Genomic DNA, 16,273 nt, shown 5'->3' on the forward strand with positions numbered 1-16,273 from the left:
ACGAGATCAGCTGAGCCCCAGCTCACGCCAGATGCGCATTATTGCGCGACGCTCGTCATGAAATTGGTCCCCACTCACGACCCCGGGCAGTTTTTGCAGTGATTGCCGGTGAGCAGCCGCGCGGTATGCCTTGTAGGCATCCTGCAGCAGTCTGACCTCATCGCCGGTCATCAACCCGGCCTGCTCCAACCCATCGAGAATGCGGATGTTATCGGTATAGCGCAGCAGTTGCGGATGCTGGTGCGACCACGCCAAAGCCGCGTATTGCACCATAAATTCGATATCCACGATACCACCGGCATCCTGCTTGAGATTGAACTCGCCCTCCGCCTCGAACGCTTTTTCGGCTAGGCCCGCCTGTGTCGCACGGGTGCCGAGGTTGTCGCGCATCTTGGCGCGCATCTCGCTGACCTCGCGGCGCAACTGCTCGAGATCGCGTGGTCGTCCGAGCACCGCCGCGCGAACCTTCTCGAAGTCCGCCGTAAGCTGAGGGCAGCCGACCAGCACGCGAGCCCGGACCAGTGCCTGATGTTCCCAGGTCCAGGCTTCCTGGCCCTGGTAGCGGTCGAAAGCGCTCAGCGAACTGACCAGCAGCCCGGAAGCCCCGGACGGCCGCAGCCGCATGTCGACTTCGTAGAGCTGACCAGAGGTAGTCTGAGTGGTCAGCAGGTGAATGATGCGCTGTCCCAGGCGGGTGAAGAACTGGGCGCCGTCGATGGGCTTGACGCCATCGGTTTCGGCGTTGGGATCGCCGTCATGGATGAACACCAGATCCAGGTCGGAGCCGTGGCCGAGTTCGATGCCGCCGACCTTACCGTAGCCGACAATCACGAACGCCGGATCGCACAAAGAGCCGTCCGCGCGCCGCGGCTGGCCGTGACGGGCCACGGTGTGCCGCCAGGCCAGTGCGAGCACCTGCTCGAGAATCGCCTCGGCGAGCCAGGTCAGGTAGTCGCTGACCTTCATCAAGGGCAACGTACCGGCGATCTCCGATGCTGCCACGCGCAGCCGATGCGCCAGCTTGAAATGCCGCAGCGCCTCCATCTGCTGCTCAAGATCGTCTTCGGGAATTCTCGCCAGCCGCTCACGTAGCTCAGCCGTCAGTTCCGGGGCCTGTGGCGGACTGAACAACCGCCCGGCATTGAGCAATTCGTCGAGCAGCAATGGAAAACGAGCGATCTGTTCGGCGATCCAGGGGCTGCCGGCACAGAGCTCCAGCAATCGCTGCAGCGCACCGGGATTTTCCGTCAGCAAGACCAGATAGGCTGAGCGCCGCGCCACGGCTTCGACCAGCGGCAGCACTCGCTCGAGCACCAGATCCGGATCATCTTGCTCGACCGCCTGCGCCAGCAAGCGAGGAATGAAGGCATCGAGCCGCTCCCGCCCGAGGCGCTGCATGGTTCGTACCTGACTACCGCCGCGCAGCGCGGCAAGACGCAGACAGGCGGCCTGGCCATCATGAAACCCCGCCTCCGCCAGCTGACGGCAGGCGAACTCTTCGTCCCAATCCTGCTCCCACAAGGGCAGCCATTCGCCACCGACGAGCGCCTCGCCCTCAGCATTTTCATCTTCGTCGGGATCAGCGATCACCTGATGGAAATGCCAGTCGATCCGACCGCGCCAATGCAACAGGCGCTCATGGAAGGCTTCCCAGGTTTCGAATCCCAGCATGAACGCGACGCGCTCACGGTCGATCTCGCTGTCCGGCAACATTTGCGTCTGGCGGTCATCGATGGCCTGCAGCGCATGCTCGGTGTAGCGCAGGAATTCATAGCCCTCGCGCAGCTCGTCGACGGCGGCCGACGGCAGGTAGCCCTGCCCGGCCAACGTTGCCAGCACCTTGAGCAACGGCCGCTGCTGCAAGCTCAGGTCGCGCCCGCCGTGAATCAGTTGATACGCCTGCGCGATGAATTCCACCTCGCGGATACCGCCGGAACCCAACTTGATGTTCGCAGCCATGCCTTTGCGTCGGACTTCCTGCTGGATCAGCTGCTTCATGCTGCGTAGCGCGTCAATGGCGGAGAAGTCGAGGTAACGCCGATAGACGAACGGCCGCAGCATATCGAGCAGCTCTTTGCCGGCCCCTTGATCACCGGCGACTACCCGCGCCTTGATCATCGCGTAGCGCTCCCAGTCGCGGCCCTGGTCCTGATAGTACTGCTCCAGCGCATTGAAGCTCAGCACCAGCGAGCCCGAGGAGCCGTAAGGCCGTAAACGCATGTCCACGCGAAAGACGAAGCCGTCCAGAGTCGGCGCATCCAGCGCCTTGATCAGTCGCTGGCCGAGACGGATGAAGAACTCCTGATTATCCAGTGACCGTTTGGCACCGACTGTTTCGCCCCCTTCGGGATAGCCAAAGATCAGATCAATATCGGAGGACAGATTGAGCTCGCGCGCACCCAGCTTGCCCATGCCGAGGATGACCATCTGCTGCGCGTCACCGCTGCGCCGTCCGGTCGGCACCCCGAACTGCTCGCAGTGGCGCGTATAAAGCCATTGGTAGGCGAGATCGATACAGGCGTCGGCCATGTCGGACAAATCGCCGCACGTCTCGGCCAGATCCGCTTGACGCGTAAGATCGCGCCAGATGATCCGCACCTGCTGCAGATTGCGAAACCGCCGCAGTTCGTGCCCCAGACTGTCTTCGTCGGCGCACTCGCGGAGTATCTCGGCAAGTGTCGTGCGCATTTCCGCGCCTTGCAGTGATCGCTCCAACAGCCCGGCCTCGGCCAGCTGCAGCAGCATGCCGGGATCTCGGCTAACCTGTTCGCTGACGAAGTCACTGGCCGCACAGACCCGGCCAAATGCCTCGCGACGCGCTGACGGCCAAGCGGCGAATTGCTGCTTCGCCTGCGCCGATGAGTCGTGAACCGCACTGAGGAACGTCTCCTCGGCACGGGTGACCAAAGATTGGAGCGACGTTGGCAATGCAACCAGTACTGGCAGGCTCATAAAAAGTTCCTTAATGCCTTGATTGGCTGCTGGAGAAGCGGAGGCGCCCGTACTAGAGCAGTTTCCGCCGGCGCCAGCGAGTCAGGCCGAACCGCTGAGATGTAGTTTTACTACGAAAGAATGTTGCAGGGGGCTGAATCAACCGTTGTTTTGTAGTAAAACTACAGAGCCCGGCCCTACCCCCGGCCAAACATCCAAGAACATATACGCACCGGCCCACAAAGCCGGCCGCGAAGCAGGCAACCGATTCTGGAAGCCTTTCCGCCCTGGAGCAAGCCATGCAAGATCTCGATCCCGTCGAAACCCAGGAATGGCTGGACGCCCTCGAGTCAGTACTCGACCGCGAAGGTGAAGACCGCGCCCACTATCTGATGACCCGGATGGGGGAACTGGCCACCCGCAGCGGCACGCCACTTCCTTATGGCATCACCACGCCGTACCGCAACACTATCCCCGTCACCCGCGAAGCCAAGATGCCCGGCGACCTGTTCATGGAGCGCCGCATTCGCTCCTTGGTCCGCTGGAACGCACTGGCAATGGTGATGCGTGCGAACCTGAAGGACCCGGACTTGGGTGGACACATTTCCACCTTCGCCTCCAGCGCGACGCTGTACGACATCGGCTTCAACTACTTCTTCCAGGCTCCTACCGAGGAGCACGGCGGCGATCTGATCTACTACCAGGGCCACGCTTCCCCCGGTATCTATGCCCGCGCTTATCTCGAAGGCCGCCTGAGCGAAGACCAGATGCTCAACTTCCGTCAGGAAGTCGATGGCAAAGGCCTGTCGAGCTACCCGCACCCGCATCTGATGCCCGACTTCTGGCAGTTCCCGACCGTTTCCATGGGTCTGGGGCCGATCACTGCGATCTACCAGGCACGCTTCATGAAGTACCTGGAAAACCGCGGCTTCATTCCCAAAGGCAAGCAGCGCGTCTGGTGCTTCATCGGTGACGGAGAGTGCGACGAGCCGGAAACGCTTGGCGCCATCTCCCTGGCCGGCCGCGAAAACCTCGACAACCTGGTATTCGTCATCAACTGCAACCTGCAGCGCCTGGACGGCCCGGTTCGCGGCAACAGCAAGATCATCCAGGAACTGGAAGGCGTGTTCAAAGGCGCCAACTGGAACGTCAACAAGGTCGTCTGGGGCCGCTTGTGGGATCCGCTGTTCGCCGCCGACGAAGATGGTCGCATGCAGCGCCGCATGGACCAGGCAATCGATGGCGAATATCAGAACTACAAGGCCAAAGACGGCGCTTACGTGCGCAAGCATTTCTTCGGCGCCGACCCGGAACTGCTCAAGCGCGTCGAGAGCATGTCCGACGAGGAAGTCTGGAAGCTCAACCGTGGCGGTCACGACCCCTATAAGGTCTATGCGGCCTACCATCAGGCGGTCAACCACAAGGGCCAGCCGACAGTCATCTTGGCCAAGACCATCAAGGGCTACGGCACCGGTGCCGGTGAGGCGAAGAACATCGCCCACAACACCAAGAAAGTCGATATCGACAGTCTGAAGAAATTCCGCGATCGCTTTGATATCCCGGTCAACGATTCGCAGCTCGAAGAACTGCCGTTCTACCGTCCAGCCGAAGACAGCGCGGAAATGAAGTACCTGCGCAAGTGCCGCGAAAAGCTCGGTGGCTCGCTACCGCAGCGCCGGCCGAAGAGCTTCAGCATCCCGACACCGCCGCTGGAAACCCTCAAAGCCGTCCTCGACGGTTCCGGCGAGCGTGAAATTTCCACCACCATGGCTTTCGGCCGGATCCTGTCGCAACTGGTCAAGGACAAGGACCTCGGCAAACGCATCGTGCCGATCCTCGCGGACGAGGCGCGCACCTTCGGCATGGAGGGGATGTTCCGTCAGCTGGGCATTTACTCGCCGGTAGGGCAGCTGTACGAGCCAGTCGACCGCGATCAGGTGATGTACTACCGCGAAGAGAAGGACGGGCAGATCCTGCAGGAAGGTCTCAACGAGGCCGGCGCGTTCTCATCCTTCATGGCCGCCGGTACCGCCTACAGCAACTACAACCAGCCGATGCTGCCGGTCTACATCTTCTATTCGATGTTCGGCTTCCAGCGTATCGGCGACCTGGCCTGGGCGGCGGGCGATGCACAGACTCGCGGCTTCCTGCTGGGCGGCACGTCCGGGCGCACCACGCTCAACGGCGAAGGCCTGCAGCACGAGGACGGCCACAGCCACATCCTCGCCAGCACCATCCCCAACTGCCGCAGCTACGACCCCACCTACGGCTACGAGCTGGCGGTGATCATGCATCACGGCATGCACGAGATGATGGAGCTGCAGAAGAGCGTCTATTACTACATCACCGTGATGAACGAGAACTACCAGCAGCCGGCCATGCCGCAGGGTGTCGAGGATGGCATCATCAAGGGCATGTACCTGCTCGAAGAAGCCAAGGGCGACTTCAAGCACCGTGTGCAGCTGTTGGGCTCGGGCACCATCCTGCGTGAAGTACGCGCTGCTGTGGACATCCTCGCTAAGATGGGCGTCGGCGCCGATGTCTGGAGCGTCACCAGCTTCAACGAACTGCGCCGCGACGGCCTGGCCGTGGATCGCTGGAACCGTCTGCACCCAACCGAAGAGCCGCGCAAGACCTACGTCCAGCAGTGCTTGGAAGGCCGCGAAGGCCCGGTTGTGGCCTCGACCGACTACATGAAGCTGTTCGCCGACCAGATCCGTCAGTGGGTACCTTCTCGCGAGTACCAGGTGCTGGGCACCGACGGCTTCGGCCGCAGCGACTCGCGCGCCAAGTTGCGTGACTTCTTCGAAGTCGACCGTCGCTGGGTCGCCGTCGCCGCACTGCAGGCACTCGCCGATCGCGGGGCCATCGAACGCAAGGTCGTGGCCGAAGCCATCACCGAGTTCGGTATTGACCCCGAGAAGCGCAATCCGCTGGATTGCTGATGCTGCGTGCGCACAGGAGAACCTATTGTGAGTGAAACCATACGCGTACCCGACATCGGCAGCGGTGAGGGTGAAGTTATCGAGTTGTTCGTCAAGGTCGGCGACCGTATCGAAGCCGACCAGAGCATCCTGACGCTCGAATCCGACAAGGCCAGCATGGAGATCCCCGCGCCCAAGGCCGGCGTGGTGAAGAGTCTGAAGGTCAAGCTGGGCGACCGCCTGAAGGAAGGCGACGAGTTGCTGGAGCTGGAAAGCGAAGAGGGTCAGAGCAGCGAAGCACCGGCGCAAGCCGCTGCCGAGCCGGCTGGCGCAGCAGCCGGCGGCCCGGCCGATGAAGCCGAAGCGGCTACCCCTCCCGGCGATGACAATCCATCAGCTTCCGCCAACGAGGGTGAATCGCAGGAGATCAAGGTCCCGGATATCGGTTCCTCGGGCAAAGCCAGTGTGATCGAGATTTCGGTCAACGTCGGCGACACCATCGACGCCGAGCAGCCGCTGATCACTCTCGAATCAGACAAAGCCAGCATGGAGATTCCGTCTCCCGCGGCCGGCGTGGTCGAGAGCATTTCCGTAAAGATCGGCGATGAGGTCGGCACCGGTGATCTGATCCTGATCCTCAAGAGTGCAGCTGCAAGCAAGCCGGCGACAGCGAGCAGCGCACCGGCAGCTCAGGCGCAAAGCCAGCAGCAGAAGCCAGCCGAACAAGCAGCCGAAGAACCTGCGGGCGAGTCCGTGGAAGAGGTTCGCATTCCGGACATCGGCTCCAGCGGCAGCGCCAATGTCATTGAAGTCATGGTCAAGGCCGGCGACAGCGTCGAGGCGGACCAGTCGCTGATCACACTCGAATCCGACAAGGCCAGCATGGAAATTCCGGCGCCCAAGGCGGGCGTGGTGGAGTCTGTGTCGATCAAGGTCGGTGACGAAGCCAAGACAGGCGACCTGATCCTGACACTCAAGGTGGCAGGCGCAGCCCCTGCGAAGAAATCCGAAGCCAAGCCGCAGGAGGCTGCACCACAGCAGCAGGCGGTCGCGCCGAACAAGCAGGGCGTACCGGAAGCCAAGGCTGCCGCGACGCCAGCGCCGACGGTAAGCGGCCCAAGCAAAGCCGGCGCCAAGGTTCACGCCGGCCCCGCGGTTCGCATGACCGCACGTGAATTCGGTGTCGAGCTGGCCGATGTCCAGGGCACCGGTCCGAAGGGGCGGATTCTCAAGGAAGACGTTCAGGCCTACGTCAAGACCATGATGAACAAGGCCAAGCAGGCCCCAGCAGCAGGCGCCGCGGGTGGTTCGGGTATCCCGCCGATTCCTGAGGTCGACTTCAGCAAGTTTGGCGAAATCGAAGAAGTACCGATGACCCGCCTGATGCAGGTGGGTGCCGCCAACCTGCATCGCAGCTGGCTGAACGTACCGCACGTGACCCAATTCGAGTCCTCGGACATCACCGAGCTGGAAGCCTTCCGCGTTGCGCAGAAATCGGTCGCGGAGAAGGCCGGCGTCAAGCTGACGGTGCTGCCGCTTCTGCTCAAGGCCTGTGCTCACCTGCTCAAGGAACTTCCAGAATTCAATGCCTCGCTCGCACCTAGCGGCAAGGCAGTGATTCGCAAGAAGTACGTGCACATCGGCTTTGCGGTGGATACACCGGACGGCCTGCTGGTACCGGTCATCAAGAACGTCGACCAGAAGAGTCTGCTGCAGCTGGCAGGCGAGGCGGCGGAGCTGGCCGAGAAGGCCCGCACCAAGAAGCTGTCCCCGGATGCCATGCAGGGCGCCTGTTTCACCATCTCCAGCCTCGGCCACATTGGCGGTACCGGCTTCACGCCGATCGTCAATGCACCGGAAGTGGCGATTCTGGGCGTTTCAAAGGCAACCATGCAGCCAGTGTGGGACGGTAAGGCCTTCCAGCCCCGCCTGATGCTGCCGTTATCGCTGTCCTATGACCACCGCGTCATCAACGGCGCCGCGGCGGCGCGCTTCACCAAGCGCCTGTCCGAGCTGTTGGCGGATATCCGCACGATGCTGCTGTGATCGCCTGGTACTGAACAGCCCTGCCCGACGGGGCTGTTCATATCAACGCCTCAAGCCTCAAGCCTCAAGCCTCAAAACTTGAGGCTTCTTGCTTCTGGAGAGCGGCCTAGCCTTTCTGCAAATTGCGAAACAGAAAGGACAGTGCCTTGGCTAGCTCCTCGGCTCCTTTGGAATCGCGCAGTATGGTCAACCAGGGCTCGCCACCGTTTGGGCTGGTAAACGAACAAACGATGCCTTGTGGTGGACATTGATACTGCAAATAGGGATCCATTCCGAAAACCGAAAGGCTGCGATTACGCACGGCGACATTGCCAGACGCATCGCGCCGCTCTTCGCGGATACGCAGTTCGCCGGGAGCCCCCAGGCTCAAACGGTAACTCAGGTCCTGCGGATGGGCTTGTCCGACTTGGTACGCCGCTTTTAACGTGTGGGTCTCCAGCAAGGCATTACTGTGCGCGAGCAGGGCTTTCCGCTCATCCGAAGTAAGATAGAGCGCCTTCAGCTCCGCCAGATATTTTGTCGCCTCCTCGGAGCCGAAAGTGCCCGTTTCAGCGGCCTGCAGCGGTACGCTGGCACCCAGAAAAAACGAGATCAACAGTAACTTCGAAAGCAGGCTTGTCAGTCCCTGTCGCATGATGCACCCTTGCTGTAGCTTAATATTATTTAGCCATCGTTTCGCCCAGGAAGCGCCGTGATCTGCGGCTTGCGAGGCGACTCCCGCAGCATACTGGAAGCAAACCGCTCGATGAAAATACATACCGATGCCGCCAGCCGTTTGGCGACCGAGGTTGTGACGCAGTTGCCAGTGCCTTCCAGGCTCGGGATGCTGCGTTTCGAGCGTTTGAACGAATCCAGCTGGGCATTGCTTTACTTGGATCCCGCTTGCGAGCGCCACTTTGGTCTGCCGGCCCACGAGCTGTGCTCATTGATAGATTCGCCCTACGCCAGCCTGATGGAGCCGGCAGTGCGGCTAAGAACGCACGATATCGTCCAGGCTCAACTGGCCACCCAGGGTCATTATTCCATCCGCTATTGCCTGCATTCGGCTAACGGCGTGCTGGATCTCCTGGAGATCGGCGAACTCTGCCAGCAGTATGGCCGCGAGCTGCTCCGGGGCTATCTGGTCGTAGAGCCACGTTCGGCTGACGTGCTGCCTGCTCTGGAATTACCCGCGACGACACTCAATCAGTCAGCAGACGTTTATTCGCAAACCGCTGACGTACATCTCGAGCACCTGATTCGTTCACGGGCCCAGCAGAGCCTGATCGTGCGTCTGGCCCGGCATCGCTATAGCTCAGCCGATCCACAGCTGGAAGCCGCGCGATTGGTCACCCAGGCCGCTTGCGAAGCCTATGGCATCGCGCGAGCGGCGATCTGGCACCTGAACGGCAATCAGCTCGAAGCCATTGCCGCATACCGGCGTGACAACGACAGCCAGGAATACCCGTCGGCGCTGGATATGTCCGCCTGCCCTCGTTACATGGAAGCGCTGCATGGCGGCCGCGCCATCGACGTACCCAACGTCCTGGAAGATCCCCGCACCCAGGAATTGATCGAAGGCTTCTTCAAGCCGCGGGGCATCACCTCCATTCTGGACGCAACCATACGGGTGGGAGGGGAAGTCATCGGTGTGCTCTGCCTGGAGCATTCCGGTAGCGCACGCGTCTGGCATGCCGATGAAGTGGCGTTCGCTGGGGAATTGGCGGATCAGTACGCGCAGGTGCTGGCCAACCAGCAGCGACTCAGCGCCACACATACCCTGCACCTGTTCCAGCGAGCAGTGGAGCAAAGCGCAAGCGCCTTTATTCTGGTCGATAAGAACGGCGTCGTCGATTACGTCAACCCGAGCTTTACCGCCATCACGCAATTTTCCGCCGACGAGGTCCGCGGACGCCGTCTCACGGAGCTGACCTCGCTGGAAAACCTCAGCGAGCTGCTTTTCGACACTTCATCCAGTTTGGCGAAAAACAATAGCTGGCAAGGTGAGTTTCGCAGCCGGCGCAAGAATCTCGAACCGTACTGGGGGCAGCTGTCGATCTCCAAGGTGTACGGTGAGAATGGCGAACTGACACATTACATCGGCATTTATGAAGACATCACTCAAAGCAAGCTGGCGCAACAACATATCGAGCGCCTGGCCTACACCGACAATCTGACCAGCCTCGGCAACCGCCCATTCTTCATCCGCAGCATCGAAGAGCGCTTCGCCAACGACAAGCAGCCCCAGCTGTGTCTGCTACTGGTAGACATCGACAACTTCAAGCGGATCAACGACAGCCTGGGCCACCAGACCGGCGACAAGCTGCTGACAAGCCTCGCCCGGCGTCTGCGCAACAGCCTGAACCGGGACAGCGTCCTGGCACGCTTCGCCAGCAACGAGTTCGCCCTTCTACTCGACGACATGGATCTGGAAGAAGGCCAGCATCTGGCGAATCAGGTGCTGCGCATCCTCGACAAGCCATTGTTCGTCGACAAGCAGCTGATCAGCGTCAGCGGTTCCCTGGGTCTTGCCTGCTCACCACTGCATGGTCGCGACCCGGAAACGCTGATGAAACATGCAGGCCAGGCCCTGCACAAGGCCAAGGCCAACGGAAAGAATCAGGTGCAGGTGTTCACCGAAGCCCTGCACGCCGAAGCCAACTACAAGCTGTTCGTGGAAAACAACCTGCGCCGCGCACTGGTGCAGAACGAACTCGAAGTCTTCTACCAACCCAAGCTCTGCTTGCGTAGCGGTCGATTGCAGGGGCTGGAGGCATTGCTGCGCTGGAACCACCCGGAAAAAGGCATGATCCGGCCCGATCAGTTCATCAGTGTGGCCGAGGAAACCGGTTTGATCATTCCCATCGGCAAATGGGTTGCCCGTGAAGCGTGCCGGATGGGCCTACAGCTTGCTGCGCTGGGTATCGGCTCGCCACAGATCGCGATCAACCTTTCACCGAAGCAGTTTTCCGACCCCGAGCTGGTCGGTTCGATCGCTACCATTCTGTCCGAAGAGAGGTTGCGCCCAGGCAGCCTGGAACTGGAGCTGACCGAGAGCCTGCTGCTCGAAGCCACCGAGGAGACGCGTCAGCAGCTGATCGGCCTGAAGGCGCTCGGGGTGACATTGGCGATGGACGACTTCGGGACCGGCTATTCGTCATTGAGTTACCTGAAGAAATTCCCCATCGACGTGATCAAGATAGATCGAAGCTTCATCAAGGACATTCCGGACAGCCAGGACGACATCGAAATCACCTCCGCCGTGATAGCCATGGCCCGCAACCTTCACCTGAAAGTAGTCGCGGAAGGCATCGAAACGCCCGAGCAGCTGGCATTTCTACGCCATCAGCGCTGCGATATCGGCCAAGGCTATCTGTTCGACAAGCCCATCCCTGGCAACCAACTACTCGTTTCACTGCGCCGTTATCCGCACTGGCTCTAAACCTTTCGTCCGCGTAGCGCCTTAGTCACCACGCGTTGGTTTTGCGCGCTTGGTAGCCTAGGCTACCAGCAGCCCTTCTATTCAGGCTTGAGGACCACCATGACCCTGCGTTCGCAAATTCTCGTTCACAAACAGGCGCTACCCGACGCGGAACAAGCCCTCCCCGGACGCGCCACGGCAGTCCCTGTTCCCGAGGCCCATTTCGTCAATGGCAACCCGCTACAACCGCCCTTTCCCGCTCACCTGCAGCAAGCGATATTCGCCATGGGCTGTTTCTGGGGTGCCGAACGGCGGTTCTGGGAGCAGCCCGGCGTATGGAGTACGGCTGTTGGCTACGCCGGTGGTCACACGCCAAATCCGACTTACGAGGAAGTCTGCTCCGGTCTCACCGGACACACCGAAGCCGTATTGGTTGTATTCGATCCGCAGCAGATCACTTACCGGGAGCTGCTCAGGCTGTTCTGGGAGGCGCACAACCCGACTCAAGGCATGCGCCAGGGCAATGACATCGGCACCCAGTATCGCTCGGCCATCTACTGCCTCGATAGCGCCCAGCAGCAAGAGGCTCGCGCCAGCGAAAGGCGCTTTCAGGAAGAGCTGAGCAAGCACGGGCTGGGCAGTATCACCACGGAAATTGCCGATGCTCCAGCGTTTTACTATGCCGAGGCCTACCATCAGCAGTATCTGGCGAAGAATCCCGGTGGTTACTGTGGACTCGGTGGCACAGGAGTATGTATGCCAGCCTGAGCATTAAGCTCCGCATGCAAGGCCAGTGTGACGCTGGCCAGTCGGCGTCTCGGCTGGTAAAAAAAGAAAACCCCGCCGAAGCGGGGCCTTTGCAGACTGAATCCTGACATCCGTGACTTGCGCCTTCCTGGCGTCGTTCCGTTACGCTTCCGTATTTTCTTATGCGCTTCCCTACGCCGCGTCCATAGCGCAAAAGACTACCGCTCGGTCGCCAGGACCAGTAGTAGCAATTTTGCACCACGATTTGTAAGCAATCACTTACAAGGAAGCCGATCCATGGCTCGGCATGTAAGTGATTGCCTACAAACGATGCAGGTCTATGACTGGCGTAGTGGCGCATCGTTCCCAAACATGGCTAATTAATTTCATTATGCCTTCACGGGTTAAGCTGTTTAGAACTGTGCTGCATCGAGTAGATACAGCGAAGCGCTACCGGCCCGCGCCGATGCGCTCAGCGAATGGATACGCGGCAGCAGGCGCGCGAAAAAGAAGCGCGCCGTGCCCAGCTTGCTCGCGTAAAAATCGTCCTGACTTTCCTTGCCCCGCGCAGCGCTCGCCATCCGTGCCCACATATAGGCGTAGGCGGTGTAGCCGAACACATGGAGATACTCCACCGAGGCGGCACCTATCTCGTTGGGGTTGTTCTTCGCGCTGTCGAGAATGAAGGCTGTGAGCTCGTCGAGATTAGCCACGGCGGCCTTGAGCGGCGCGATGAACTCCTCTAGCTCCGAATCGGCTGTCGCACAGTAGCGGCGGATCTCGTCGGTGAAAGCCTTGTAGAGCTCGCCGCCGCTGCCCACTACCTTGCGCCCCAGGAGATCCAGGGCCTGAATCCCGTTGGTGCCTTCGTAGATCTGCGTGATCCGGCAGTCACGCACCAGTTGCTCTTGACCCCACTCCCGGATGAAGCCGTGGCCGCCGAAAATCTGCTGACCGTGAATGGTGGTTTCCAGGCCCATATCAGTCAGAAAGGCCTTGGCCACCGGTGTCAGCAATGCCACCTGCGCTTCGGCACGCTGACGGGCCTCGGCGTCGTCACTGAACTTGGCGATATCCAATTGCAGCGCGACGTAGCTGGAGAATGCACGGCCGCCCTCGTTCAAGGCCTTCATGGTCAACAACATGCGGCGCACGTCTGGATGCACGATGATCGGATCGGCGGCCTTGTCCTGCGCCACCGGGCCGGTCGGCGCGCGACTCTGAATGCGCTCACGCGCATATTCAATGGCGCTCTGGTACGAACGCTCACCGGTCGACAACCCTTGGATGCCGACACCCAGACGCTCGTAGTTCATCATGGTGAACATCGCCGCGAGGCCCTTGTTCGGCTCGCCAACCATCCAACCGGTGGCGCCGTCGAAGTTCATCACGCAAGTGGCCGAGGCCTGGATGCCCATCTTGTGCTCGATCGAACCACAGCTCAGGCTGTTGCGCTCGCCCAGGCTGCCGTCTTCGTTGACCATGACCTTGGGCACCAGGAACAGGGAAATGCCGCGTGAGCCGGCCGGCGCATCGGGCAACTTGGCCAGCACCAGGTGGATGATGTTGTCGGTCAGGTCGTGCTCGCCGCCAGTGATGAAGATCTTGGTGCCACTGACTTTGTAGGAGCCATCGGCTTGTGGCTCGGCCTTGGTGCGGATGATGCCGAGATCGGTGCCGGCATGCGGCTCGGTCAGGCACATGGAGCCGGCCCAGATGCCGGCGTACATGTTCGGCAGATACTTCTGCTTGAGCTCCTCGCTGGCGTGGGCGTAGATCGACAAACATGCACCGGAGGTCAGCATCGGATAGAGGCCGAAGGCCAGGCTGGCGGAGTTCATCATCTCCTCGACCTGCGCCGAGATCGCCTTGGGCATGCCCATGCCGCCATAGGCCGGATCGCCGCCGACGCCAACCCAGCCGCCTTCGGCATACAAACGATAGGCTTCTGCGTAACCGGCCGGCGTGCTGACCGCCCCGTCAACCCAGTGGCAGCCTTCTTCATCGCCGCTACGATTGAGCGGAGCGATGGTGTTGGCGGTAATCTTGCCTGCTTCCTCGAGAATCGCCTCGGCGGTTTCCGCATCCACGACCTCCGCCAGCGCTGGCAACGTCTGCCAGAGCTTCGGGGCATCGAAGACTTCATTCAGGACGAATCGCATATCGCGCAGCGGTGCTTTGTAGTCAGCCATGGAAAAGGACCTCGCAGAAACGTGTCGCCTGGCCGGTTGGCCGGAGCAGTTCTGCGAGTCTAACTGAAGACTTGTAGACGCCCGAAGGGTCTTAAAGTGACTAACGGGTTCTCGTCACGACAGTGCTTCCATCCTGTTTTTCAGGCGTCGCTGCATACCGATTGAGGCCTAAGATTCCCGGCCACGTCCAATAAAAACGCCCGCACAGGGCGGGCGCTAGGCAAACCGTTGGATTAGAAAATGAACTGGTCGGCAGGCAGTTTCATCAGACTTGCACCACCGGCTTCGATAGCCGATTTGTGCGCCGCGGTACGCGGCAGCAAGCGCGCAAAATAGAATTCAGCGGTGATCAACTTCGCTTGGTAGAACGCGGCATCGCCATCTCCCGCCTCCAGTTTGCTCTGGGCAACCACGGCCATGCGCAGCCAGAAGTAGCCGAGAATTAGGTAGCCGCAGTACATCAGATAATCGACCGACGCTGCGCCGACTTCGTCAGCGTTCTTCATGGCGGCCATGCCGATTCGCTGGGTCATCTCGCCCAGATCGCGGTTTATGACGGCCAGCTGCGACACATAGCTCTGCAACTGAGGATGCTCGGCGTTGGTCTCGCAGAACCGATGCACTCGTTTGGTGAAGCCAAGCATCAGCTTACCCTGGCTGCCGAGGACTTTGCGGCCAAGCAGGTCGAGTGCCTGAATGCCATTGGTGCCTTCGTAGATCGGCGCGATGCGGCAATCGCGCATCAGCTGCTCCATGCCCCATTCACGGATATAACCATGGCCGCCGAACACTTGCATGCCCAGGTTGGTCACCTCCAGGCCGGTGTCGGTCATGAACGCTTTGCAGATCGGCGTGAGAAAAGCCAGCAGGGCCTCGGCCTCCTGGCGCTGACCTTCATCGGGGCTGTGGATCTGGTCGAGCAACTGTGCGGTGAAATAGGCCAACGCGCGGTTGCCTTCGTTGAAGGCTTTCATGGTGAGCAGCATGCGCCGCACGTCCGGGTGGACGATGATCGGATCGGCTGGCTTGTCTGGATATTTTGTCCCGCTCAGTGCGCGCATCTGCAAGCGCTCGTTGGCGTATTGGACGGCGCCCTGATAGCTCGCCTCGCCATTGCAGAGCCCCTGCATGCCCGTGCCAAGACGTGCATGATTCATCATGGTGAACATGCAGTTCAGGCCCTTGTTCGGCTCGCCGATAAGAAAGCCCGTGGCGCCGTCGAAGTTGATCACACAGGTAGCGGACGCCTTGATTCCCATCTTGTGCTCGATGGAACCACAGGCGACACCATTGCGCTCGCCCGCTTCGCCGGAAGCGTCAGGCAAGAACTTCGGCACGATGAACAACGAGATCCCCTTGGTACCGGCGGGCGCATCGGGCAGCTTGGCCAACACCAGATGCACGATGTTTTCGCTCATGTCGTGCTCACCGGCGGAGATGAATATCTTGGTACCGCTGATGGCGTAGCTACCGTCAGCCTTAGGCACAGCGCGAGTCTTGATCAAGCCCAAATCGGTGCCGCAGTGGGACTCGGTCAGGCACATGGTGCCGGTCCAGCGGCCCTCGGTCATGTGGGTCAGATAGGCGTGTTTCTGGTCGTCGGTGCCGTGAGCAGCGATCGCGGCCATCGCGCCGTGCGTCAGCCCTGGATACATGCCAAAGGAGGTATTGGCCGAGCCGACCATCTCTCCGATGACCAGTCCCAGCGAATGCGGCAGACCCTGTCCGCCATAGGTCGGGTCCGAGGCCAGCCCCATCCACCCGCCCTGTGCGTACTGGGCAAAGGCCTCTTTGAAGCCCTTGGGAGTCGTCACCACGCCGTTGTCGAAATGGCAGCCCTCTTCATCACCGCTGCGATTGAGCGGCGAGAGAACCTGCTCGCAGAACTTGGCACCCTCCTCAAGGATGGCGCTAACCATGTCCGGAGTGGCGTCCTCTGCGCCGTTGGCAGCATAGCTGCCGTGGAAGTCGAACACTTCATCGATCAGGAAGCGCATGTCGCGCAGGGGAGCCTTGTAAGCGGGCATATCGTT

8 protein-coding genes are annotated in these 16,273 nt (G+C 60.7%); 4 read left to right on the forward strand and 4 right to left on the reverse strand.

Annotation, left to right across the window (positions count from 1 at the left end; translation table 11 throughout):
* Nucleotides 1-6: 6 nt before the first annotated feature.
* A complete protein-coding gene (gene glnE / locus MCB86_RS12875) occupies nucleotides 7-2,952 on the reverse strand; it encodes a bifunctional [glutamate--ammonia ligase]-adenylyl-L-tyrosine phosphorylase/[glutamate--ammonia-ligase] adenylyltransferase (protein ID WP_239611159.1) in 2,946 nt (981 codons plus the stop codon).
* A gap of 278 nt (nucleotides 2,953-3,230) precedes the next feature.
* On the opposite strand from glnE, the gene aceE reads away from it, so the two are divergent.
* Nucleotides 3,231-5,876, forward strand: a complete 2,646-nt coding sequence (aceE, locus tag MCB86_RS12880) for a pyruvate dehydrogenase (acetyl-transferring), homodimeric type (protein ID WP_045163879.1) — start codon at nucleotides 3,231-3,233, stop codon at nucleotides 5,874-5,876.
* 27 nt (nucleotides 5,877-5,903) lie between these two features.
* Nucleotides 5,904-7,901, forward strand: coding sequence for a dihydrolipoyllysine-residue acetyltransferase (gene aceF, locus MCB86_RS12885; protein WP_239611160.1), 1,998 nt, complete (start codon nucleotides 5,904-5,906; stop codon nucleotides 7,899-7,901).
* A gap of 106 nt (nucleotides 7,902-8,007) precedes the next feature.
* Here aceF and MCB86_RS12890 read toward each other — a convergent pair whose 3' ends face one another.
* Nucleotides 8,008-8,535 carry a hypothetical protein gene (locus MCB86_RS12890; protein WP_230623706.1) on the reverse strand — a complete coding sequence of 176 codons (528 nt, stop codon included), beginning with the start codon at nucleotides 8,533-8,535 and terminating at the stop codon, nucleotides 8,008-8,010.
* A 111-nt stretch (nucleotides 8,536-8,646) separates the two neighbouring features.
* On the opposite strand from MCB86_RS12890, the gene MCB86_RS12895 reads away from it, so the two are divergent.
* Nucleotides 8,647-11,322 (forward strand): EAL domain-containing protein, encoded by a 2,676-nt coding sequence (locus MCB86_RS12895; RefSeq protein WP_239611161.1) that lies wholly within the window; start codon nucleotides 8,647-8,649, stop codon nucleotides 11,320-11,322.
* A gap of 99 nt (nucleotides 11,323-11,421) precedes the next feature.
* A complete protein-coding gene (gene msrA, locus MCB86_RS12900; protein WP_045163881.1) occupies nucleotides 11,422-12,069 on the forward strand; it encodes a peptide-methionine (S)-S-oxide reductase MsrA in 648 nt (215 codons plus the stop codon).
* A gap of 392 nt (nucleotides 12,070-12,461) precedes the next feature.
* On the opposite strand, the gene MCB86_RS12905 is transcribed toward msrA, so the two are convergent.
* Complete coding sequence (locus MCB86_RS12905) at nucleotides 12,462-14,240, reverse strand: acyl-CoA dehydrogenase C-terminal domain-containing protein (RefSeq protein ID WP_239611162.1); 1,779 nt, start codon at nucleotides 14,238-14,240, stop codon at nucleotides 12,462-12,464.
* Nucleotides 14,241-14,473: 233 nt separating this feature from the next.
* Nucleotides 14,474-16,267 (reverse strand): acyl-CoA dehydrogenase C-terminal domain-containing protein, encoded by a 1,794-nt coding sequence (locus MCB86_RS12910; protein ID WP_045163883.1) that lies wholly within the window; start codon nucleotides 16,265-16,267, stop codon nucleotides 14,474-14,476.
* Nucleotides 16,268-16,273: the final 6 nt, after the last annotated feature.

The organism is Pseudomonas sp. KSR10 (assembly GCF_022355455.1).
Taxonomy (GTDB): Bacteria; Pseudomonadota; Gammaproteobacteria; order Pseudomonadales; family Pseudomonadaceae; genus Stutzerimonas; species Stutzerimonas stutzeri_E.